Raw genomic sequence first — 20249 nt, forward strand, 5'->3', positions numbered from 1 at the left:
AAGGTGCAATTCCCATTCTTTTATCAAGATTAGAACGATCGTCCAAAATATTCGAAAGTGGTGGAAGATCATGAGTTGGGTGTATTGGGTATTGGGGGGACTCAACGTGCTGATGTGGGGAAGCATTGCGATCATTTTTACGGCCAACGCCGGAAAGATCGGCATCCTGCATCGTACCCGGGAAGAGCCGGCGGGACGGCAGCCGTTCATTTCGGTCGTCATTGCCGCGAGAAACGAACAAAAGGCATTGGAACGCTGCGTCGAATCGTTAATGAATCAAACCTACGACCCGCTGGAGGTGATCGTGGTCAACGACCGCTCCGAAGACGGCACCGGCGCGATCGCGGCCAAGCTTGCACAGGCTTATCCGAATGTTACCGCGCTGGACGTGCGTGATTTGCCCGAACAATGGATGGGAAAAAGCCACGCGTTGTTCCAAGGCACGAAAATGGCCAAAGGAGAGTGGCTGCTGTTCACGGATGCGGATATTTTGTTTCAGCCGTCGTGCATCGCCAAAGCCGTTGCTTACATGGAACGCCATGAACTGGATCATCTGACCATGATTCCCGATTTTATCGGTCCTCATGCGCTTTCCAAATGGTATGCCTCTTTTATTTTCATGAGCGCGTCTTCCTTCGGCCAACTGTGGAAAATCAAAGATCCGAAGGCATCGCATTCGCTTGGCGTGGGGGCGTTTAATCTGGTCAAACGGGAGGCTTACGAGAAGATCGGAACCCATGAAGCCTTTTCTTACGTCACGACGGATGATGCCGAGCTTGGAAAACGGATAAAGCAGGGGGGATACCGCCAAGATGCGGTTTACGGAACCCGGATGATCGGCGTCTGGAATTGGTACGAAAGTTTGAGCCAACTTATCGGAAGCGTGGAAAAATCGGTGTTCAGTTACCCGAAGGCCGTCATCACCGCGGTCTCCTGCCTGTTGACGATGATTTATCCCTGGATCGGGTTGTTTATCGGTCCGCTCTCCGCGCGCGTTTTATGCGGCGTAAGCATCGTATCCGTATTATGGCTCTATTTCATCTATTCAAGGTATTCCGGCAGCGGTTTTTGGTATGGGATTGCCCATCCTTTGATAGGCCTCATTCTGACGATCGGAGGCTTTCGAGGGGCTTACCGCGCCGGCCGGCGGGGAGGCATGACTTGGCGCGGCACGACGTATGATCGTACTCATCTGAAAGCATAAATGAAGGAATGGAAGGTCTAGAACCCGTGCAAGGCACAGGCGAAAAAAAGCGGAAGCCGTCGTCGTTTCGGCCGATTATCGGTTGGCTTCAAAATATCCGTTTGCGGCGTTGGTCACGGATTGCTTCGATGCGGCAAATGGACTCATGAACATGCGGGAGAGCTTGGCGTCGATCTGATTTTTGAATATGCAGGAGCCGACAAGCATGACCCGTATTTTTCGCCGCTTCATGTAGAGGATTTGGACGGGCAGCTGGAATCTCAATACAAGCAAGCAGGAAAGCAGGTTCTCTTAACGGGGGCCTGTTTTTTTGTTTTGGACCTGAGGCGGTAACTGTATTCATTTTATTATGAAATTATATACATAAAATTTGCTTGACTTCGTCTTTGCGACGGAGTATATTACTTAAGTGTTAAATGATTAAGTCGTTTATTTATTTACACCTTATTAAATAAAACTTAATTATTTCAAAGATTTCAGCAAAGGGTTTTGCACGGAATCCCGCAGGCGGACTTCACTCGTCAATGTTCGCAAAATCCTTATGACAAAGCACTTGAAAACGTACAAGGAGGTTGGCATTTTGCCTAAGAACGAACTATTGTTTGAAGTCTCGGGGATGTTCCGCCAACTGCTGAAAAGCATGTCCCAGGAATGGAACAAAATCAGCACCAAGGAATACAATCTCACGTTTCCGCAGTTTCAAGTCTTGTATACGCTCAACATGCGCGGCTCCTTGAAAGTATCGGAGCTGGCGGAGGCGCTGGGGTTAACGTCCCCGGCCATCACAAGCTTGACCGACAAGCTCATCGCAGCGGGTTACGTCAAGCGGGAGCGGGCGGAAGACGACCGCCGGGTGGTATACACGATGATCACGCAAGAAGGCTATGAGATCATAGACAAAATCAAAGATGACCAGAAGGAGGTCATTCAGGTATTTTTCGGCATGTTGTCCGAGGAAGATATTCAGCATTTGAGAAGAATCTTCTCTTCGATGCTTTTGAATATAGAACATAACAACGGTTAGAGGTGAAGGAGAGGGAATGGAGCATTTAACGCTTAAACGTAAAATAACGATCATGATCGCGATCATGGCCGCCATGTTTTTTGCCGCCATCAACCAGACGATCACAAGCACGGCGATGCCGCGCATTATCGCGATTCTGGATGGCATGGACTATTACACGTGGACCATCAACATTTATTTGCTGACGTCCACCATTGCCACCATACTGGTCGGTAAGCTGTCCGACATGTTTGGACGGAAGCCGTTCATACTGATCGGTATATTGTTTTTTATGGTCGGGGCCTTTTTGACGGGGACCTCCACCGATGTCTATCAGTTTATTATTTACCGCGGGATTCAGGGGATCGGCGCGGGGATCATCCAGTCTACTGCCTTTACGGCCGTCGGCGACTTGTTCCCGCCGCGCGAACGCGGCAAGTGGATGGGCTTGATGACCGCCGTATTCGGCTTCTCCAGCGTGTTGGGACCGACGCTCGGCGGCTATTTGGTCGACCATATCGATTGGCACTGGCTGTTCTGGATTTTCCTGCCGCTGGGCATCGTGGCATTTATCATGATTATGATGTTGTTCCCGAAAGTCGACAAAAAGAAAGGCCAGCATATCGACTACTGGGGTTCGTTGTTCCTGACGACGACGATCGTTCCGCTGCTGCTCGCGTTCTCTTGGGCAGGTACGGAATATCCGTGGGGATCTTGGCAAATTCTCAGTTTGATCGGAGGCGCGGTCGTTTCCGCCCTGATTTTCATTTTCGTCGAAACGCAAGTGAAGGAACCGATTCTTCCGCTGCATTTATTTAAAAACGGCGTCGTAACCATTTCGAACATTATCGGTTTTATTATGAACTTCGGATTGATGGGCGCGATGATCTACATTTCGTTCTACGTGCAGGGCGTTTTGGCCATTTCGCCGACGTATGCAGGTTATGTCACGCTGCCGATGTCCTTGTGCATGGTTATAACAAGCGCCATTACCGGTCAGCTGATCGCAAAATCCGGCAAATACAAACGGTTTGCGCTGATCGGCATGCCGATCATGATCATCGGGATGGGCATCATGATTTTCATGAACAGCTTGTGGATGACGATCGTCAGCTTGATCATTTTCGGCATAGGTTTGGGCCTTGGCATGCCGGTTTTCTCGCTGGCCACCCAAAACGCCGTTTCGCATAAAGAGCTTGGCGTCGTGACGGCTTCCACGCAGCTGTTCCGTAACCTCGGGGGTACGATCGGCATCGCGGTCATGGGTACCGTCATGTCCAATAGCTTGACCAAAAACCTGAAGGAAGCCCTGCAATCGGCCAGCGCTCCGGATTTCAGCAAATTGGATCCGAAGCTGGCACAGAACATGCTGTCTTTTGCCAACCCGCAAACGCTGATGAACAAGCCGCTGGTCGAAAAAACCGAAGCCGGCTTGCCGGATCAAGCCAAGCAGTTGTTTGCCCAGATGATCGACAGCATCCGCGATGCGCTGGGCAACACGCTTTCGACGGTTTTCCTGACAGGGACGCTGGTCCTCGTCGTCGCGCTCCTGCTCGTATTTTTCTTGAAGGAGCTGCCGCTTCGTTCGACCAACCAGGCGCAAGGGGAAGCCGGCGCCGCAAGCGAACCGGCAACGGGCAGACCCGGCAAAACGGTAACGGCAGAGTAACGACATATTTTCGCGGATATGCGATATGTGAGATAACGGTGCTTCAGGCAGCCATGTGCTGCTTGGGGCACTTTTTTTATTTTTGGATGCAAACGGGATTTTGGCCTATCCGATTGGCACATAATGGTTGACAAGGACATAAACTGAAGCTATAATAAAATTAACAAATCGTTAAATGTTAAATAATCATACAGAAGTGAGGCTGTCTTCATGTCCAACGAACAAGCGCTCAAGCAATACGACGTTAAAAAATACCGTACGCCGGACGGCTACACCTCGGACATTGCCGTATTCACCATCTTGAGCGACAAAACCGAAGCGTTCAAGCCGCCCGCCATGAAGCTGAACCTTATGCTGATCAAGCGAAGCATGACCGACAGCGAAGGGCGAACGAACATCGAAGCGGGCAAATGGGCTTTGCCCGGAGGATTCGTCGGCGAAACCGAAACCGCGTTTCAATCGGCGCAGCGGGAGTTAAAAGAAGAAACCGGGGTGGACCGGATTCATCTCGAGCATTTCGGGGTGTACGACAAGCCGGGGCGCGACCCCCGCGGCTGGATCATTTCCAACGCCCATTACGCCATCGTGCCCGAACACCGGCTTGCGGATCGCGTGGCGCAAGATGATGCGAGCGAGGTTGCGCTGTTTCCGGTGGAAGAAGTGTTTAAGCTCGATTTGGCTTTCGACCATGAGACGATCATTCGGGATGCGGTGGCCGTCATCCGCAAAAAGCTGCTTGAGACGACGGCGGCAAAAGCCTTCTTGCCCGAAGAGTTTACGTACTCCGAGCTGCAGGCGGTGCTGTTGACCGTCACCGACGATACGGCCATCGCGCTCGATGCCGCATTCGCCCGCAAAATCAAGACGCTGCCTTTCATCGAGGAAATCGCCGGAAAAAAGACGACCCGCACGTCCAAGAAACCGACGCAATTGTACCGTTTTAACGACGCACCGGTGAACAGTTCCATTTATTACGCCAAAAAGTAATATGAAGCTAACGGATCAGGAGGAATCGCGATGACGAAAACGAATCAAAAGGCACTGATTAACATCGATTACACCAACGACTTCGTGGCAGCCGACGGGGCGCTGACCTGCGGCGAGCCGGGACAAAACATCGAGCAGCGCATCGTGCAATTGACGAAGGAATTCGTGGACAATCAGGACTTCGTCGTATTCGCCGTCGATTTGCACAAGGCCGGGGATACGCTCCATCCCGAAACGAAGCTGTTCCCGCCGCATAACATCGACGGCACCGCAGGCCGCCATCTCTACGGAGCTCTGCAGGGCGTATTTGATGACCATAAACATTCGGAACACGTCTATTGGATGGATAAAACCAGATACAGCGCCTTCGCGGGCACCGACCTGGAGCTTCGGCTGCGGGCGAGAGGCATTACCGAACTTCATCTCGTGGGCGTCTGCACGGACATTTGCGTTTTGCATACGGCCGTGGATGCATACAACAAGGGATTCGATCTTGTGATCCATAAGGATGCGGTGGCGAGCTTCGATCCGGAAGGCCATGCTTGGGCTTTGCGGCATTTTGAAGGTTCGCTGGGCGCGAAGGTCGTCTGACTATTTTTCGAACTCTCACAAGGGAGGATGTTGGCCATGACAGATCAAACGGTTGGAACGCCCGAAGCGCTTTACCCGGATGACAGCCTGGCGCTGCATACGGACAAATACCAAATCAACATGACCCAGGTGTATTGGCAGGACGGAATTCACGACCGCAAGGCGGTATTCGAGGTGTATTTCCGGAAAATTCCGTTTCAAAACGGCTATGCGGTGTTTGCCGGGTTGGAGCGCCTTGTCCGTTATCTCCAGGATTTCCGCTTTTCGGACAGCGACTTGGCATTTTTGAAGGAAGACGGTTATCCGGACGAATACCTCGATTATTTGCGAACGCTCCGCTTCACGGGAACGGTCCGCTCGATGAGGGAAGGGGAGCTCGTGTTTGCCAACGAACCGATGCTGCGAATCGAAGCTCCGCTGGCGGAAGCCCAGCTGATCGAAACCGCGGTGCTGAACATCGTCAATTTTCAAACGTTGATTGCCACCAAAGCCTCCCGGATCAAGCAGGTCGTGGGGGACGAAACGACGATGGAATTCGGCACCCGCCGGGCGCAGGAGCTGGATGCGGCGATTTGGGGCACAAGGGCTGCCTTTCTTGCCGGCTTCGACGCGACGTCGAATGTCCGGGCAGGAAAGCTGTTCGACATCCCGACGGCGGGCACGCATGCCCATGCGATGGTCCAGGCCTACCGCGACGAGTACACCGCCTTCCGCAAATATGCCGAGTGCCATACCGACTGCGTGTTTCTGGTGGACACGTACGATACGCTGCGCTCCGGGGTCCCGACGGCGATCGAGGTTGCGAAGGAATTCGGCGATCGGATAAAATTTAAAGGAATCCGTTTGGACAGCGGCGACCTGGCGTATTTGTCGAAGGAAGCGCGCCGAATGCTGGACGAGGCGGGATTTACGGACACGAAAATATACGCGTCGAACGATCTTGACGAGCACACCATTTTGAACTTGAAGGCTCAAGGGGCCAAAATCGATGTATGGGGAATCGGCACGAAGCTGATCACGGCATACGATCAACCGGCATTGGGTGCCGTGTATAAGCTGATCGCCATCGAGGACGATAACGGGGACATGGTCGACACGATCAAAATCAGTTCGAATCCGGAAAAAATATCGACGCCCGGCCGCAAGCGGGTATTCCGCATCATCAATAAAGCAAGCGGCAAATCGGAAGGGGATTACATCGCGCTGGAGCACGAAGAACCGCAGCAGCAGGATCGCCTGAAAATGTTCCATCCGGTCCATACGTACATTGCGAAGTTCGTGACGAATTTCGAAGCGAAGGAGCTTCACCATACGATCGTCGAAAACGGCAAATTGGTTTATCGGCTGCCCGACCTGCGCGAGATCCAAGCCTTTGTGAAGGAAAACTTGAACGTGCTGTGGGATGAATACAAACGCCTGCTCAACCCGGCGGAATATCCGGTCAACTTGAGCCAGGAATGCTGGGACAACAAAATGAAACGGATCGAGGAAGTTCAGCAAAAAGTGAACCGGAGGGTTCAAGCTTAAGGAGGACCTATGGCTAAAATCGGAATTTACGGCTCGTCCTTTGATCCCATCACGAACGTGCACTTGTGGACGGCAAGCACGGTGGCGCAGCGCTGCAAGCTGGATCGCGTGATTTTTCTTCCCTGTTCGAGCAAAAGAACCGACAAGCAGCTTCATATCAGCGATGAACACCGCTGGAACATGGTCCTGATGGCGATCGAAGGCAATGACAAATTCATTGCGGACGATTACGAAATGAAGCAGGCCGGCTGGGAAATCGCGACGTATTTGACCTTGAAGCATTTTAAGGCCAAGTTTCCGGAGGACGAAATTTATTTTATTATGGGCGCGGACCTGCTGCTGGATATCGGGGAAGGCAAATGGAAGAAGTCCGAAGAGCTGATACAGGAAAACAAATTTATCGTCATGGCGAGAGACGGCATCAACATGCTAACGGCCATCAGCAAATCGCCGATTCTGCGCAATAGCGACGACGGGCAAACGTTTCATCTCATCGATAAAGGGCTGGCCATGGAGATCAGCTCGAGTTATATCCGGGACGAATTGAAAATGGGGGGAGAACCCCGGTATTTGGTGCCCGAAAAATGCTACAGCTACATCAAAGCCCATAAATTGTACACGTAAGCCTCTGAAAATCCATAATCCATAAAAGGGAGAATGCAAAAACGATGAACACACAAGAGCAGATCATGAAAGAGCTGAACGTAAAACCGACGATCGATGCGAAGGAGGAGGTCCGCAGACGGGTGGATTTTCTCAAAGCATATTGCAAAAAAGCCGGAGCGAAAGGTTTCGTTCTGGGCATCAGCGGCGGACAGGATTCCACGCTGGCCGGGCGTCTTTGCCAGTTGGCCGCCGAAGAGCTGCGCGCGGAGGGGTACGAAGCTTCGTTTTGCGCGGTCCGGCTTCCTTTCGGCACCCAGAAGGATGAGGACGACGCGCAGGCGGCGCTGGCGTTTATCAATCCGGATGAGTCTATCGTCTTTAACATCGAAAGTTCGGTGAATGCCCTGGCCCTGACCTACGCGGATGCGACGGGAAGCGGTTTGTCGGACTATCATAAAGGCAACGTGAAGGCCAGAATGCGCATGATCGCCCAATACGCGATTGCCGGAGAACGCCAGTGCCTCGTGGTGGGAACCGATCATGCGGCAGAGGCGTTGACCGGATTTTTCACCAAATTCGGGGACGGAGGAGCGGACGTGACGCCGCTGACGGGGCTGACCAAGGAACAAGGGCGCGAGCTGCTGAAAGAGCTCCGCGCCGACGAGCGGCTGTATTTGAAGGTGCCGACGGCCGATTTGCTCGACAATAAACCGCAGCAGGCGGATGAAACGGAGCTGGGCATGAAATATACGGTCATCGACGAATATCTCACCGGGCAGCAGGTCGATCCCGAAAATCGCGAAAAAATCGAAAAACGCTACAAAAATACGGAACATAAACGGCAGCTCCCGGTGACGCCGTTCGATGAATGGTGGAAATAGGAAAGCGGCATTTCGAACACGAAGCTCAGCGGATGCTGAGCTTTTTTTCATGCGTATTTTATCTTTCGCCAGCATAGGACTGTGAGGAGCAAATAATGATAGGCAGGAACTGATTTTGACCTAGTACCTTGCAAAGCAAAGTACTAGGTGATATTATAATACCGAAAGGAGCGAACGGAAGTATGGAAATGTCGGAATGGACATCGCAGGTTCGCAGGGGCATATTGGAATACTGCATTTTGCAGCTGATCGGCCATAAGCCCAGATACGGTTATGAACTGGTCACGCTGTTAGACCAATGGGAGCCGCTTGCCGTAACGGAAGGGACCTTATATCCCCTGCTGCGCAGGCTGCTGAAGGATCATTACATCGAATCGTTTTGGAAAGAATCCGAGTCCGGTCCGCCGCGGAAATACTATAACCTAACCGATTCCGGGCGCCAACTGATGCATATGATGGCTGCGGAATGGAATAAAATCAGCGGCGCGGTCGAACAAATACAACGATTTGGAGGAGAGAACATTGATTAGCCGGTATGGGAAGGAATATTTGGAGAAGTTGAACCGTTACTTGGAGAAGCTGCCGGATGACGAAAGGATGGACGCCGTCATGGAGATCGAAAGCCATATTGCGGAAGGCATTGCTAACGGCGTTCCGGAGGCGGTCATCTTATCGCGCCTTGGCGACCCGCGCAAACTGGCAAAGGCATATCGCAGCGAGCGCTTGAACGGGTTGAAGGGCATGAAGTCGCTTAAAGACGTGTTCGCGGTCATCGGATTTTACTGCACGGCAGGTTTGCTCAGCGTCATGATCGTTCCGGTGTTGGCCACCGTTGCTTACGGCTTCGGATTTTGCGCGGTTCTCATCGTGATCGCAGGCATCCTTCGTACCTTCGGAGCGGCTTGGATCAATATGAGCATCGGCCCCGGAATGGAAATCGCGACCGAATACAGCATGATTTACGCGCTTGTGGTTGGGGGAATCGTTGGAGGCATCGCCTTTGCGAGCTGGTTGGGGTTGAAAAAATACCTTGCGTTTTTATCCGAGCGTTACAGACGCGTGCTGCCCGGCAAACATACAGTTCATGGGTAATGCCTGGCAAGCATACAAGAAACCTCCTTCGTTGGAAGGAGGTTTCTTCATCCGCCTCAGGGGCAAGTTATTTCGCCAATCGGTAGCCGCCGTGGAATACCGGGCCAACATATTGGTTGAACTGGTAACCGCTGCGGATGGCCGCGGAGACGAAATCCTTCGCTTTGGCCACGGCCTCGCTTACAGGCAAGCCATTGGCCAATCCACCGGTGATGGCCGCGGCGAACGTGCAGCCCGCACCGTGGTTGAATGCAGGTTCGATCTTGTCCGATTCGAGCACGGCAAATTCCGCTCCGTCATAGAAAACGTCGATCGCTTTTTCGCCATCGAGCGCTTTGCCGCCTTTGACGACGACGTTTTTGGCGCCAAGCTCGTGAATCCGGCGGGCCGCTTCTTTCATCTCTTCGATCGACGTGAGCTTTCCAAGGCCGGAGAGCACGCCCGCTTCGAACAGGTTAGGGGTGACAACGGTTGCCAGCGGAAGGAGCAAATCGCGAATGGCCTCGGCGCTTTCCGGGTTCAGCACTTCGTCTTCGCCTTTGCAAACCATGACCGGATCGATGACGACGTTGGTTTGGCGGTGTTCCTTGATCGCTTGTTCGGCGACGCGGACGATTTCCACGCTGCCGAGCATTCCTGTTTTCATGGCGTCGACCGGGCCGCCGGCAAACACCGTTTTCAGCTGCTCCGCGACAAGCGCGGCGTCAACCGGATATACATTATGGTGCCAGCCATTGTCCGGATCCATCGTCACGATGGTGGTTAATGCGCTAAAGCCGTATGTTCCGTACTCCTCAAACGTTTTGAGGTCGGCTTGAATGCCTGCGCCCCCGCTGGAATCGCTGCCGGCAATCGTTAATGTCTTGATGATTTTGGACACGGTGAAAACCTCTTTTCCTGCATTAAAATATAAACCGCTTAAGTCGACATTGATTATATCAAAAAACGACAAGCAGGTGAATCATTAAGCTTCGTTATTCCGAATGAATGCGCTCCAGGACGGCATCCTCGATCCTCTCCCAGATCGACTTGCCGTTTTGGATCGCGGTTCCCGCCGACAGGCCTGCCTGCCCGCCGGCATCGTTACCAGGCACGTTCCCGGCGTTTTGCTGAAGAAATAAGGTTTCCGCCGCACCATCCGGTTTCTCCTCCAATTGCTGAAAAAAGTATACGTAAAGAGCAAGCACGCTCGCAGCCAAAAATGACATCACGCCGTACATGATCGTTTGAGTTCGTTTCACGTCGTTAAACCTCGCTTTGAAAAATGATGACAGGACTGATAGTATTAAATCATGTGATGTTGTTCGTGATCGATAGGTGTTGTTCTTACTATAAAATGAGCCCGTGTGGCAAACAATGGAGCAAATCTGATGAATTTATCATTTTTGGTTAGGGCCGCCCTTCGGTGCGCCTAACCGCGGTTAGAAAGTGGGAGATTGAACATGCCGGATATCGTAAAAATCATTCTGGATACAGCCGGGCAAAAAGGACATGGTTCGTTCCTGTATCTCGAGCAAGGGAGAAGCGTCACGATCGGCAGACACACGCATATGAACCGGGATGTGCTGGCGATCTATAATCAATTGGTATCGAAACGCCATTGCTGCTTGCACCGCGTTCACCAGGAAGTGTTCATCGAAGATCTGGGCAGCAAAAACGGCACCGAGCTGAACGGACAGCGTTTGATTCCGCACAGGAGATATCCTGTTTCCCCCGGAGACCGGCTGACGCTTGTGAACGGGCTTGTAAGGCTGCAGGTGGAATTCGACGGGGATCTGGAAGAAACGCGGGAGTATTCGGTTTCCGAATTGCTGGAGCGCGAAGTGCAGCTGTATGACCATTTGCAGAGCATTCAGATCGGCACCGAGCAGGTGACCTTATCGAAAAAAGAGTATCTGTTGTTTAAGCTGCTGCACAGCCACTTGAACCATTTCGTCACCAAAGAGGAAATCATGAAGCAGGTGTGGCCGGAACGCTGCGTCGAAAACGCCGAGCTGGTCGGCATCGATGAAGTGAATTCGCTTATTTACCGGACGAACAAAAAACTCGGTTCGAATTTCGTCATTAAATCGGTGTATAAAAAAGGCGTATACATGAAGCGCGAAGGCAGCTTCGCCGAGCTGGACGCGTCAAACGCATGAATTTAGAAAAAGGCCGCAATCGCTGCGGCTTTTTTTGTGCGCCCGAAATGGGCTGCAGAAGGGAATATTTTGCTCATGAATGGAGAAATTACCAAGTAACTCATCATAATCGGAAAGCCAGGCGATCATTCATGAACGAGTCATCCCAACATGCCTTTTTCAGTTTGGAGCAAAATACGAAGTATATTCAAAAGGCGCTGTTTGATACCCATGACCTCAAAATAAAACATCATCCGTACAAAGATACGCAGGGAGCGCTGATTTACCTTGAATCCCTCGTCGATCCGGCATTGATCGAACGCAATATTCTTGCGCCCATGAGTTTTGCGGAAGGAAAAAGCCTCTCGGAACTGTTTACGACCCTAAGGATGGAACGGAGCAACGACCTTGAAAAAGGCATTCAGGGCTTGATGCAGGGCAGCTGCCTGTATGTTTTGGACGGGGACGATGAATTTTATGCGCTTACGACGCCGGCCAAATACGAGCGGAGCATTACCGAACCGGAAAACGAAGCGATCGTTCGCGGCCCGCATAACGGCTTTATCGAAAATTTAACCGTCAATCTGCATCTGGTCCGTCAGCATATCGGCACTCCCGACCTCACGGTACGGTACCACACCGTCGGCAACACCGTGCCGAGAAAGGTTGCCATGCTGTACGTTCAAAACCTATGCGATAACGAGCTGGTCCAAAAAGTGGAACGACGATTATCGGAGATTTCGCTCGACACGGTGATGTCTACGGGGTTCATTCAGGAATTGATGGAGGACAATCCGTTTTCGATCTTCCCGCAGCATGTGAATACGGAGCGGCCCGATCATACGAGCGCGTATCTTGTCGACGGACATATCGCCTTGATTTTGGAGGGCGATCCGACGGCTTTGATCGTGCCCGCTTGCTTTTTTACTTTCTATCAAACGCCCGACGACTACAACAACCGGTGGATGATCGCGTCTTTTATCCGGTTCATCCGCCTCATCAGCTTTATTACCGCGTTCCAGCTGCCGGCGATCTACATTGCGACGGTATCTTTCCATTCCAACGTTTTGCCGATCCAATTGTTTTTTACGGTGCAAGGTTCGCTGACGCGCGTTCCTTATCCGCCGATCGTTGAAGCGATGATTCTCGAGCTTATATTCGAGCTTTTAAGGGAGGCCGGACTGCGGCTTCCAAGCCGCGTCGGCCAAACGATCGGTATCGTTGGAGGTTTGGTGATCGGAGACGCGATCGTCAAGGCCGGATTGGTTTCGTATACGATGACGATCGTCGTCGCATTGACGGCCATCTCTTCCTTCCTTATCCCGTCCAACGAAATGAGCTCGTCGCTAAGGATTCTAAGATTCCCGCTCATGATCGCGGCCGCCTTGTTCGGATATATCGGCATCGCTTTTGGATTGACGTTGTTGTTTGTTCACCTGTGCAAGCTCGAATCATTCGGCAAGCCGTATTTTTATCCGATCGCTCCTCTCAAATTTCAGGGGTTGAAGGATACATTCTCGAGGTTTCCGGTCTGGAACATCCGCAAAAAGGCGCAAGGGAACGACAATTGAATTTTAGGAAAAGAAGCAGGAAAGGGGGGACGATATGGCTCAGACCGAAAAAAAGATATCGGCCAGGCAGCTGTTCCTGTTTATCATACAGGCCCAAATCGGAGTCGGGGTTCTTTCCATTCCCTATAAACTCAACGAGACCGCCAGAGGCGGGGCGGGCATTACCGTTCTCATTACGGGAGCCATCACGCAGCTTATCATCCTGATGTTCTGGTTGCTGCTGCGCAAATTTCCGGGCCTTAATTTGTTCCAAATCTGCCTGCGCCTCGGGGGCCGCGTATTCGGCAAACTGCTCATTGCAGGATACATCGGATATTTCGTGCTGCTCGGCGCCAATATTATGCTCAGCGCGGTCGGCGTGCTGCAGAGATGGATGATGAATGCAACGCCGACATGGATATTGCTTGGGTTGTTTTCGATCATGACGTATTACTTGGCGAAGGAGAAGCTGACGGTGATGGCCCGTTTTTATACCTTGTCGTCCGCCTTGTTTATCCCGCTGATCATCTTCGTAAGTTATGGATTGACCCAAGCCCGCCTGGAATATATGTTTCCGCTGATGGAAGCGGGCATTTGGAACATTTTGAAGGCGACGAAGGACACGACGATCTCCATGTACGGATTCGAGGTGATTCTGGTCATATTTCCGTTTATCGATGCTTCGGACAAAAAGAAGCTGATGATCATAAGCATGTCGAATTTGTTCGTCACGTTGTTTTATGTTTTCGTGGTCTGCACCTGTCTCATGGTGTTCAGCTCCGAGCAGCTTCGCTTGATTCCCGAGCCCGTTCTTTATCTGGTCAAATCGCTGAATTTTTACATCGTCGACCGGGCGGACGTCTTGTTCCTTCCCATCTGGTCGATTACCCTCGTCTGCTCGATCACGAGTTATGCGTATGCCGCTTCCGTGGGGCTTGCGCAATTGTTCGAGCGAAAAAGCCATGGAGTGTTTACGCCCTACGTTAACGCCGTGATATTTTTCATTACGCTGCTTCCAGCAACGCCGTTAGCCACACGCCGGTTGGACGTTTCCGCGGAATATGCGGCGTATCTGTTTATATTCATTCTTCCGTTTGCCATGGTCTTCGGATCGAAATTGTTCAAAAAGAAGGTGGAACGATCTGCATGAAACGTTCAGTCGCCGTGCTTGGAGCGGTCCTGTCGACGGCAATGTTGGCGGGATGCTGGGACCGGGAGTATTTGAAAGATTTGAATCTTGCATACAGCGTCGGCTTTGATCTGACGAAAGACAAGAAGATAAAAGAAACGGTTGAGCTCATTATTCCGCCCGAATCGGAGCAATCCGGCACGAAAAACGAAATCCACAGCGCAGTAGGACCAACGACCCGCGGCTCGAGCAACGAGCTTCGGGCCCGGGTAAGAGGGAACATGCGGGTGCTCAAAAACGGCGTTCAAGTCATCGGCAAAGACTTGGCGCTAAACGGCTTGAAACCTCCGATGGATGTGAACTTCCGGGATCCCGACAATCCGAGCTCGAACGTAAGACTGATCATCACAGACGGGGAAGCGTCGGAAATCATCGGCCAAAAAGAGGTCGGGGAACTGAAAATCGGGGAATTCCTGATCCAAAAGATCGAAAGCCTGGAGAAAATGAGCCTTTTTTATCCGCCCGAAACGATGGATACGGTCTTCAAGGCTTTGAAGGATCCGGGCCAGGACTTTGCGCTGCCGTACATCGGGTTGGAAGGGAAAGAGATCGTTGCCAAAGGCGTCGCATTGTTTCATGATCAATATTTCACCGGGGAGCTGAATATCGAGGATTCGATTATGCTGGTCCTTCTCAAGGGACGTTCCGGAGATAATGCGCGTTTGACCAAAAAGATCGATGACGGACCGCTTCGCGGAAACATCAGTTTCAACGTCGGCAAAAAAAAGGTCAAACGAACATTCAAGGTGATGGTTGGAAAAAACGGGGAGGTTCACGTTCAGCTGAACATCAAGCTCAAGGGGCTGATCGAAGAATATACGGGAAGTCATCCCTTGACCGAGGAATCGCTCGTTCGGGTCAATCAAGAGTTGTCCGATATTTTGACGAGGCAAGCGCGGGACGTCGTGCGCAGCTTGCAAAAGGCTAATTGCGATATATTCGGCGTCGGCAGGGAGCTTATCGCATACCATAATAGCCTTTGGAAACAAAAGGACTGGAGCAAGGAATATCAAGAGGTGCAATTTCATACGGACGTCCAGGTTTCCATCATAAACACGGGGATCATCCAATAGCCGGATGATCCCCGTGTTTGCAGCTAAATACGTATAAGGACGTTTCTTGGATTTGACGAATCGATTACGCGCCTGTGATGGTCAGCTCGGAGCGCTTTGAGTCCCAAGTGACGGTGAATCCCATCTGCTTCAATAAGGAGGCGGGAATCATCGTCGCTCCGTTCTCTGCGGTGATCGGGCTGGGCAACAGCACTTTTTTGCCATTGATGTCCACTTCGTTATAACCAGGGCGGAAGTCAACCGAGGTATCCTTATATTTGAGCGTATACATGCCTCCGTCCGCCGTCGTCGGGGTCTTCAATTCGGCCCCCAGGGCCTTTGCCGTATCCTTTAAGGGCACGTTAATCAAGTTGCCGGACATCGTAGCGGGGAAGGAGGAAGAGAGCAGGCTTCCGTTGACCTTAACGGTGATCGGGATTTGCAGCCGCTTCGGCGCATATTCCATGCCGTCCTGCGAATTTCTGCGGCCCCCGACCTCGTTCCATTGATTGGCTCCCCAGCCCCAGACCTGGCCCTGAGCATCGATAGCCAAAGCATGCCTCGATCCGGGGGAGAGGGCAACGATCCCTTTCAAGCCATTCACTTTGCCTTCCTTGCCGTCAGGTCCTTTGCCGTAAGTCCAAACCTCGCCTTGTTCGGTGAGGAGCATCGTTAAGCCGCTGCTGGCCGCCTGTTTAAACTTGAGGCCGGGATAGAGCTTTATTGGTTTCCCGGAAAGTTTATACGACGCGGCAGAAGGCGTTAACGACCATTTCCAGGCTGTGCCTGATCGATCGATCCCGTACATACCGGAGGAGAAATCCCCTGTGACCTGCTTTAGGGCAGGGAGGCCTGAAACGCGAACCGGCGGGAGTACGTTCAATCGATGATCTTGCCGTTCCGCCCGAATCACCCATAACGACCCGGCATCGTCGAGTGTATATGCGGTATCTCCCGCAACGCTCAAACTGACGTATTTGCCGGTGTGCTTAATCTCGAAGGGCTGACCTATTTTCCCGGTATCAACATCCTTCGTCCAAGCCCAAAGCGATCCGTCCTGCTTAAGGGCAAAGTTGACGGCATGCTGCGTCGCGACCTGGGCAACGCGCGTTAGCAAGGGGAACTGCCGCGGCGGCAGCGTCTCGGTCGAATTTCTTAGATGGGATCCCCATTCCCAGACGGTTCCGTCATCTTTGACGGCAAGCTGATACCCGGAACCGCTCGTCGCGATCGAGCGGATTCCGGTGAGACCGACCAGCCGGACCGGCGAATTGACGCTTCCGACCGCGCTTGTGCCGGGCAGCCCCAATTCGCCGTATAAATTGCGGCCCCATGTCCACACCGATCCGTCCGCACGCAATCCGACGGAATAATAGGTACCTGCCAATACCTGCGTAAAGGCGGTTTCTGCTGCCGTTTTGGCGGGAGAAGAAGCTACCGGACCTGAAGAAACATGTGCAGCGGCATGAGCAGGCACGCTAACGCCGCGATGATTTTCGTCTGCCGCCAGGCTTGTACCGGCACCCGATGCCATTATTATTGCAGCGATGGCCAGAACGGCCGGCCGGCGAAGCGACGTTACGGGCTTTGCGCGGTTCATATACGACCCTCCTTGTTTTTTTACCGAACCGAACTAGTTCATACGGATGGCGATCCGTTCCTCGTTCGGCAGCCAGTTGACGGTGGCGCCCAGCTTTTCGCTGATCAGACGAAGCGGAAGGTATACCGTTCCGTCCACGGTAAACGGTTTGTTATCGAACCGGATCGGGTTGTTGTTCAGCGTGATGCTGCCCGTTTTGACGTTTACCGCGATTGAAATGGCAGGTTTTCCGGCTTCATTGCGCGTAACCTTAGCCGTCTTGCTTTTTTCGTCGTAGGAGACTTCGGCGCCCATTTTTTCGAACACGGAACGAAGCGGCACGAAATTTTGCTCATTGCGCGTGATGACGCCGCTGCCCAATGGCACGTTTTCCCCGTTCAAGGAAACGGAGATCGGTTTTTGCACGGGTACGGGCGTGTTATGCATGAACTCATAATCGCCATGGCCGAGTTCCGCCGCTTTATTGACGCCCCATCCCCAAAGGGTGCCGTCTTTTTTCTGCATGATGATGTGGCGGTCGCCGTTTTTGACCGAAACCACGTTCGAGGCGAGCAGCTTAAAGGAGACGTTGGACGGTACTTGATTCCGCTGGATCGAAGTCTCGTACACTTTGCCGTCGCCCGTGAAGGCCACAATCGAATTTTCTACGATATACGCCTCTTTCACGTTTTTTACGCCGGTTAACAGGACCGGTTTGGCATGGTCGGTATATACCGGGCCGTCCGAATATCCGGTTACGGTTGCACCCCAGAACCAAAGCCGGGATTGGTTGTCGATGGCCAGCGAGGATTTCTGGTTCTGCCAGATGCTTTTGATATGGCTTAAAGACTGGATTTTCGTCGCGCTCAGCGTGCCGGGAAGAGGGCCGGTGCCTTTTAAGGTTTTCGGCCAGGTCCATACGGTGCCGTCTTTTTTCAGCGCGATCGTGTCTTCGAGTTGAACGACGTTATCGAGATTTTTGACGGGGGTGAAGGTTTGGGCGGAATCCGAGTTCGTCCAGACCGTCCCGTCAGATTTCAAGAAAACGCGGCGTCCTTCGCCGGTTTTGTCGTTGCTGCGGTAAAAGCTTTCGACGTCCGTCACATGGTCGATGCCTTTAACGGGTTCGAAATGCGTCAGATCCCAGCCCTCATCCGTTTTTACCGAGCTGAAAACGTTCCCGTCCGCATCGATGGCGAGCATGGGCCCATAACCCTCGATTTTCGCAACGTTGCTGATCCCGCTGACAGGTTTGACGGTCACCGCTTTGCTCAGCACTTTGGTCTCCCAGAGCCATACCGTGTGGTCTTGTTTCTCGACCATTTTGTTGCCGAGCATGGACGTTACGCCGCTGAGTTCCGGGACTTGGGTCGGCACGGGCTGCTGAGGGCCCCAGATCCAGAACGTCCCGTCCGTTTTGACAAGGGAATCCGTTCCGTACGATGCGATGGTCGAAGCGGTATTCGTATTTGCTGCCGCTGCGGACGCCTGGGCCGAAACCGTTAGGCCGATTGCCAGCGACAAAAGTGTAATCGTTTTTTTCATGTTTGAAATTCTCCTTTCAAGATGTAACCAAAAAATGATGCAGATTGCCGCGAAAAAATGAGATCGGTAGGGAGCTTGGATCGGAAGATTCCAAATATTAGACGTGCATCATGATAAAATGTTACATTTTTGACCGCAAAAAAACACCCCTGGATGCATTCCGCAAATTTTGTCGCAAGTACTCGAAGTTTTTTTTATTTGAGAACATTCACCCTGGATTCGCGGCGCACATCGCGCATAATGTTGTCACATTTTCCAAGCCAAAGTTTCGATGAGAAAACAGGCCGGTCTGTGATACAATGAGTTGGTCCAATTTTAATAGAGAAGTTTCACATGCATGGGAGAAGGAGTCGGCTACATGGAAAAAAACACGCCTTTTATTGCCGTTGAGGGACCGATCGGGGCGGGCAAAACGACGTTGGCTGCGATGCTTGGAGAGCATTTCGCGCTTCCGGTCGTGAAGGAAATCGTCGAAGAAAACCCGTTTATCGATAAATTTTATCAAAATATGGACGATTGGAGCTTTCAGCTCGAAATGTTCTTTCTGTGCAACCGGTACAAGCAGTTGAAAGAAACGGTCCAAGAGTACGTCATGTCGGGAAAACCTGTGGTTTCGGACTACCATATTTTTAAGAACCTGATCTTCAGCCAGCGAACGTTAACCGGCGCGGAACGGGACAAATACGAGCAAATCTATCATATTCTGACGGATGATTTGCCTAAACCCAACATCATGATCTACATCAAAGCAAGTTTGGAAACCCTGCTGCACCGGATCGCCAAGAGGGGGCGGCCGTTCGAGCAGGACATGGATCCGGGATATCTCCAGCAGTTGATCGAGGATTACGAAGCGGCGATGTCGTCGCTTGCGGACCGCGAACCTTCAACGATCATCATGACCATCGACGCCAACCGGGTCGACTTCGTCCAAAACAAAAACCAATTCGAGGAAATTGCCTCTCAATTAAAGGAGAACTTGTCATGAATCCATACCAAATCCCGGAAAACGCGATCATCACGGTCGCGGGTACGGTCGGCGTGGGCAAATCCACGCTTACGAAAGCGTTGGCGGCGCAGCTCGGCTTTAAAACCTCCATGGAAAAGGTCGATCATAACCCTTATTTGGAAAAGTTCTATCACGATTTCGAACGATGGAGCTTCCATTTGCAGATCTATTTTTTGGCCGAGCGTTTTAAGGAACAAAAAAGAATGTTCGAAATAGGAGGAGGGTTCGTCCAGGACCGCTCCATTTATGAAGATACCGGCATTTTTGCCAAAATGCACGCCGACCAAGGAACGATGTCGAAAATCGACTACGAAACATACACCAGTCTATTTGAGGCGATGGTAATGACGCCGTATTTCCCGCATCCCGATGTCCTCATTTACCTTGAAGGCAGCTTGCCGTCCATCCTGGCCCGGATTAAGGAGCGGGGACGCGAGATGGAGATTCAGACCGACGTATCCTATTGGGAACACATGCACCAAAGATATTCGGATTGGATCCGTGAATTTCAGGCTTGCCCGGTGCTTCGCTTGAACATCGACGAATACGACGTGCATGATCCCGAATCGATGTCGGACATATTGAAGCAGGTGGGAGCCATCATTCGTTCTTCCTAATGAACAATCGCAAAATGAAAGCAGGCGGCAT

The 20249-nt window shown here is 52.0% G+C and carries 21 protein-coding genes; 17 read left to right on the plus strand and 4 right to left on the minus strand.

What is annotated here, in order from left to right:
* Window positions 1–70 precede the first annotated feature (70 nt).
* The 11 genes from KI367_RS16765 to KI367_RS16815 all read left to right on the plus strand — a co-directional run bounded on the left by KI367_RS16765 (window position 71) and on the right by KI367_RS16815 (window position 9560).
* A complete protein-coding gene (locus KI367_RS16765; protein ID WP_212951050.1) occupies window positions 71–1204 on the plus strand; it encodes a glycosyltransferase family 2 protein in 1134 nt (377 codons plus the stop codon).
* Between the two features lie 82 nt (window positions 1205–1286).
* Entirely contained in the window at window positions 1287–1382 is a 96-nt protein-coding gene (locus KI367_RS27640) for a hypothetical protein (protein WP_081992523.1), read from the plus strand.
* A 402-nt stretch (window positions 1383–1784) separates the two neighbouring features.
* Window positions 1785–2228: a MarR family winged helix-turn-helix transcriptional regulator gene (locus KI367_RS16775; protein ID WP_036712055.1), complete on the plus strand. Its 444-nt coding sequence runs from the start codon at window positions 1785–1787 to the stop codon at window positions 2226–2228.
* 16 nt (window positions 2229–2244) lie between these two features.
* Window positions 2245–3876 carry a DHA2 family efflux MFS transporter permease subunit gene (locus KI367_RS16780; RefSeq protein ID WP_052147111.1) on the plus strand — a complete coding sequence of 544 codons (1632 nt, stop codon included), beginning with the start codon at window positions 2245–2247 and terminating at the stop codon, window positions 3874–3876.
* Between the two features lie 210 nt (window positions 3877–4086).
* A complete protein-coding gene (locus tag KI367_RS16785; protein ID WP_036712057.1) occupies window positions 4087–4863 on the plus strand; it encodes an NUDIX hydrolase in 777 nt (258 codons plus the stop codon).
* Between the two features lie 30 nt (window positions 4864–4893).
* Window positions 4894–5454 (plus strand): cysteine hydrolase family protein, encoded by a 561-nt coding sequence (locus KI367_RS16790; protein WP_212951052.1) that lies wholly within the window; start codon window positions 4894–4896, stop codon window positions 5452–5454.
* Between the two features lie 36 nt (window positions 5455–5490).
* Entirely contained in the window at window positions 5491–6981 is a 1491-nt protein-coding gene (locus KI367_RS16795; protein WP_212951054.1) for a nicotinate phosphoribosyltransferase, read from the plus strand.
* A 9-nt stretch (window positions 6982–6990) separates the two neighbouring features.
* Complete coding sequence (gene nadD / locus KI367_RS16800) at window positions 6991–7605, plus strand: nicotinate (nicotinamide) nucleotide adenylyltransferase (RefSeq protein WP_036712059.1); 615 nt, start codon at window positions 6991–6993, stop codon at window positions 7603–7605.
* Window positions 7606–7649: 44 nt separating this feature from the next.
* Window positions 7650–8468, plus strand: a complete 819-nt coding sequence (gene nadE / locus KI367_RS16805; RefSeq protein WP_036712061.1) for an NAD(+) synthase — start codon at window positions 7650–7652, stop codon at window positions 8466–8468.
* Between the two features lie 182 nt (window positions 8469–8650).
* Window positions 8651–8998, plus strand: coding sequence for a PadR family transcriptional regulator (locus KI367_RS16810; protein ID WP_036712064.1), 348 nt, complete (start codon window positions 8651–8653; stop codon window positions 8996–8998).
* Window positions 8991–9560 (plus strand): DUF1700 domain-containing protein, encoded by a 570-nt coding sequence (locus KI367_RS16815; protein ID WP_246537024.1) that lies wholly within the window; start codon window positions 8991–8993, stop codon window positions 9558–9560. The genes KI367_RS16810 and KI367_RS16815 overlap by 8 nt, the downstream gene beginning before the upstream one ends.
* Before the next feature lie 67 nt (window positions 9561–9627).
* Here KI367_RS16815 and pdxK read toward each other — a convergent pair whose 3' ends face one another.
* A complete protein-coding gene (gene pdxK / locus KI367_RS16820; RefSeq protein ID WP_036712067.1) occupies window positions 9628–10440 on the minus strand; it encodes a pyridoxine/pyridoxal/pyridoxamine kinase in 813 nt (270 codons plus the stop codon).
* 94 nt (window positions 10441–10534) lie between these two features.
* A complete protein-coding gene (locus KI367_RS16825) occupies window positions 10535–10801 on the minus strand; it encodes a hypothetical protein (RefSeq protein WP_036712069.1) in 267 nt (88 codons plus the stop codon).
* A 201-nt stretch (window positions 10802–11002) separates the two neighbouring features.
* Here KI367_RS16825 and KI367_RS16830 point away from each other — a divergent pair, with 201 nt between their 5' ends.
* The 4 genes from KI367_RS16830 to KI367_RS16845 all read left to right on the plus strand — a co-directional run bounded on the left by KI367_RS16830 (window position 11003) and on the right by KI367_RS16845 (window position 15492).
* Window positions 11003–11701 (plus strand): FHA domain-containing protein, encoded by a 699-nt coding sequence (locus KI367_RS16830; RefSeq protein WP_036712072.1) that lies wholly within the window; start codon window positions 11003–11005, stop codon window positions 11699–11701.
* A gap of 131 nt (window positions 11702–11832) precedes the next feature.
* On the plus strand, window positions 11833–13251 hold the full coding sequence (locus KI367_RS16835) for a spore germination protein (protein WP_212951056.1): 1419 nt from the start codon (window positions 11833–11835) through the stop codon (window positions 13249–13251).
* A 34-nt stretch (window positions 13252–13285) separates the two neighbouring features.
* Entirely contained in the window at window positions 13286–14380 is a 1095-nt protein-coding gene (locus KI367_RS16840; RefSeq protein WP_036712074.1) for a GerAB/ArcD/ProY family transporter, read from the plus strand.
* On the plus strand, window positions 14377–15492 hold the full coding sequence (locus tag KI367_RS16845; RefSeq protein WP_212951058.1) for a Ger(x)C family spore germination protein: 1116 nt from the start codon (window positions 14377–14379) through the stop codon (window positions 15490–15492). Before KI367_RS16840 ends, KI367_RS16845 begins: the two co-directional genes overlap by 4 nt.
* 64 nt (window positions 15493–15556) lie before the next feature.
* Here the strand turns inward: KI367_RS16845 and KI367_RS16850 are convergent, their stop codons facing one another.
* Window positions 15557–17071 (minus strand): stalk domain-containing protein, encoded by a 1515-nt coding sequence (locus KI367_RS16850; RefSeq protein WP_212951059.1) that lies wholly within the window; start codon window positions 17069–17071, stop codon window positions 15557–15559.
* A 33-nt stretch (window positions 17072–17104) separates the two neighbouring features.
* A complete protein-coding gene (locus tag KI367_RS16855; protein WP_212951061.1) occupies window positions 17105–18595 on the minus strand; it encodes a stalk domain-containing protein in 1491 nt (496 codons plus the stop codon).
* Between the two features lie 358 nt (window positions 18596–18953).
* Here KI367_RS16855 and KI367_RS16860 point away from each other — a divergent pair, with 358 nt between their 5' ends.
* Both KI367_RS16860 and KI367_RS16865 read left to right on the plus strand, forming a co-directional pair.
* Window positions 18954–19580: a deoxynucleoside kinase gene (locus KI367_RS16860; RefSeq protein WP_036712077.1), complete on the plus strand. Its 627-nt coding sequence runs from the start codon at window positions 18954–18956 to the stop codon at window positions 19578–19580.
* Complete coding sequence (locus KI367_RS16865; RefSeq protein WP_036712082.1) at window positions 19577–20218, plus strand: deoxynucleoside kinase; 642 nt, start codon at window positions 19577–19579, stop codon at window positions 20216–20218. Before KI367_RS16860 ends, KI367_RS16865 begins: the two co-directional genes overlap by 4 nt.
* The last annotated feature ends 31 nt before the right edge of the window (window positions 20219–20249 follow it).

The sequence above is a fragment of the Paenibacillus cookii genome, assembly GCF_018333375.1.
GTDB lineage: Bacteria > Bacillota > Bacilli > Paenibacillales > Paenibacillaceae > Paenibacillus_AQ > Paenibacillus_AQ cookii.

Coding starts and splice junctions, on each gene's coding strand:
- KI367_RS16865 (WP_036712082.1), top strand. CDS start 19,577: ATGAATCCATACCAAATCCCGGAAAACGCGATCATCACGGTCGCGGGT.
- KI367_RS16860 (WP_036712077.1), top strand. CDS start 18,954: ATGGAAAAAAACACGCCTTTTATTGCCGTTGAGGGACCGATCGGGGCG.
- KI367_RS16780 (WP_052147111.1), top strand. CDS start 2,245: ATGGAGCATTTAACGCTTAAACGTAAAATAACGATCATGATCGCGATC.
- KI367_RS16810 (WP_036712064.1), top strand. CDS start 8,651: ATGGAAATGTCGGAATGGACATCGCAGGTTCGCAGGGGCATATTGGAA.
- KI367_RS16855 (WP_212951061.1), bottom strand. CDS start 18,595: ATGAAAAAAACGATTACACTTTTGTCGCTGGCAATCGGCCTAACGGTT.
- nadE (WP_036712061.1), top strand. CDS start 7,650: ATGAACACACAAGAGCAGATCATGAAAGAGCTGAACGTAAAACCGACG.
- KI367_RS16785 (WP_036712057.1), top strand. CDS start 4,087: ATGTCCAACGAACAAGCGCTCAAGCAATACGACGTTAAAAAATACCGT.
- KI367_RS16835 (WP_212951056.1), top strand. CDS start 11,833: ATGAACGAGTCATCCCAACATGCCTTTTTCAGTTTGGAGCAAAATACG.
- KI367_RS16830 (WP_036712072.1), top strand. CDS start 11,003: ATGCCGGATATCGTAAAAATCATTCTGGATACAGCCGGGCAAAAAGGA.
- nadD (WP_036712059.1), top strand. CDS start 6,991: ATGGCTAAAATCGGAATTTACGGCTCGTCCTTTGATCCCATCACGAAC.
- KI367_RS16790 (WP_212951052.1), top strand. CDS start 4,894: ATGACGAAAACGAATCAAAAGGCACTGATTAACATCGATTACACCAAC.
- KI367_RS16850 (WP_212951059.1), bottom strand. CDS start 17,071: ATGAACCGCGCAAAGCCCGTAACGTCGCTTCGCCGGCCGGCCGTTCTG.
- KI367_RS16845 (WP_212951058.1), top strand. CDS start 14,377: ATGAAACGTTCAGTCGCCGTGCTTGGAGCGGTCCTGTCGACGGCAATG.
- KI367_RS16795 (WP_212951054.1), top strand. CDS start 5,491: ATGACAGATCAAACGGTTGGAACGCCCGAAGCGCTTTACCCGGATGAC.
- KI367_RS16840 (WP_036712074.1), top strand. CDS start 13,286: ATGGCTCAGACCGAAAAAAAGATATCGGCCAGGCAGCTGTTCCTGTTT.
- KI367_RS16765 (WP_212951050.1), top strand. CDS start 71: ATGAGTTGGGTGTATTGGGTATTGGGGGGACTCAACGTGCTGATGTGG.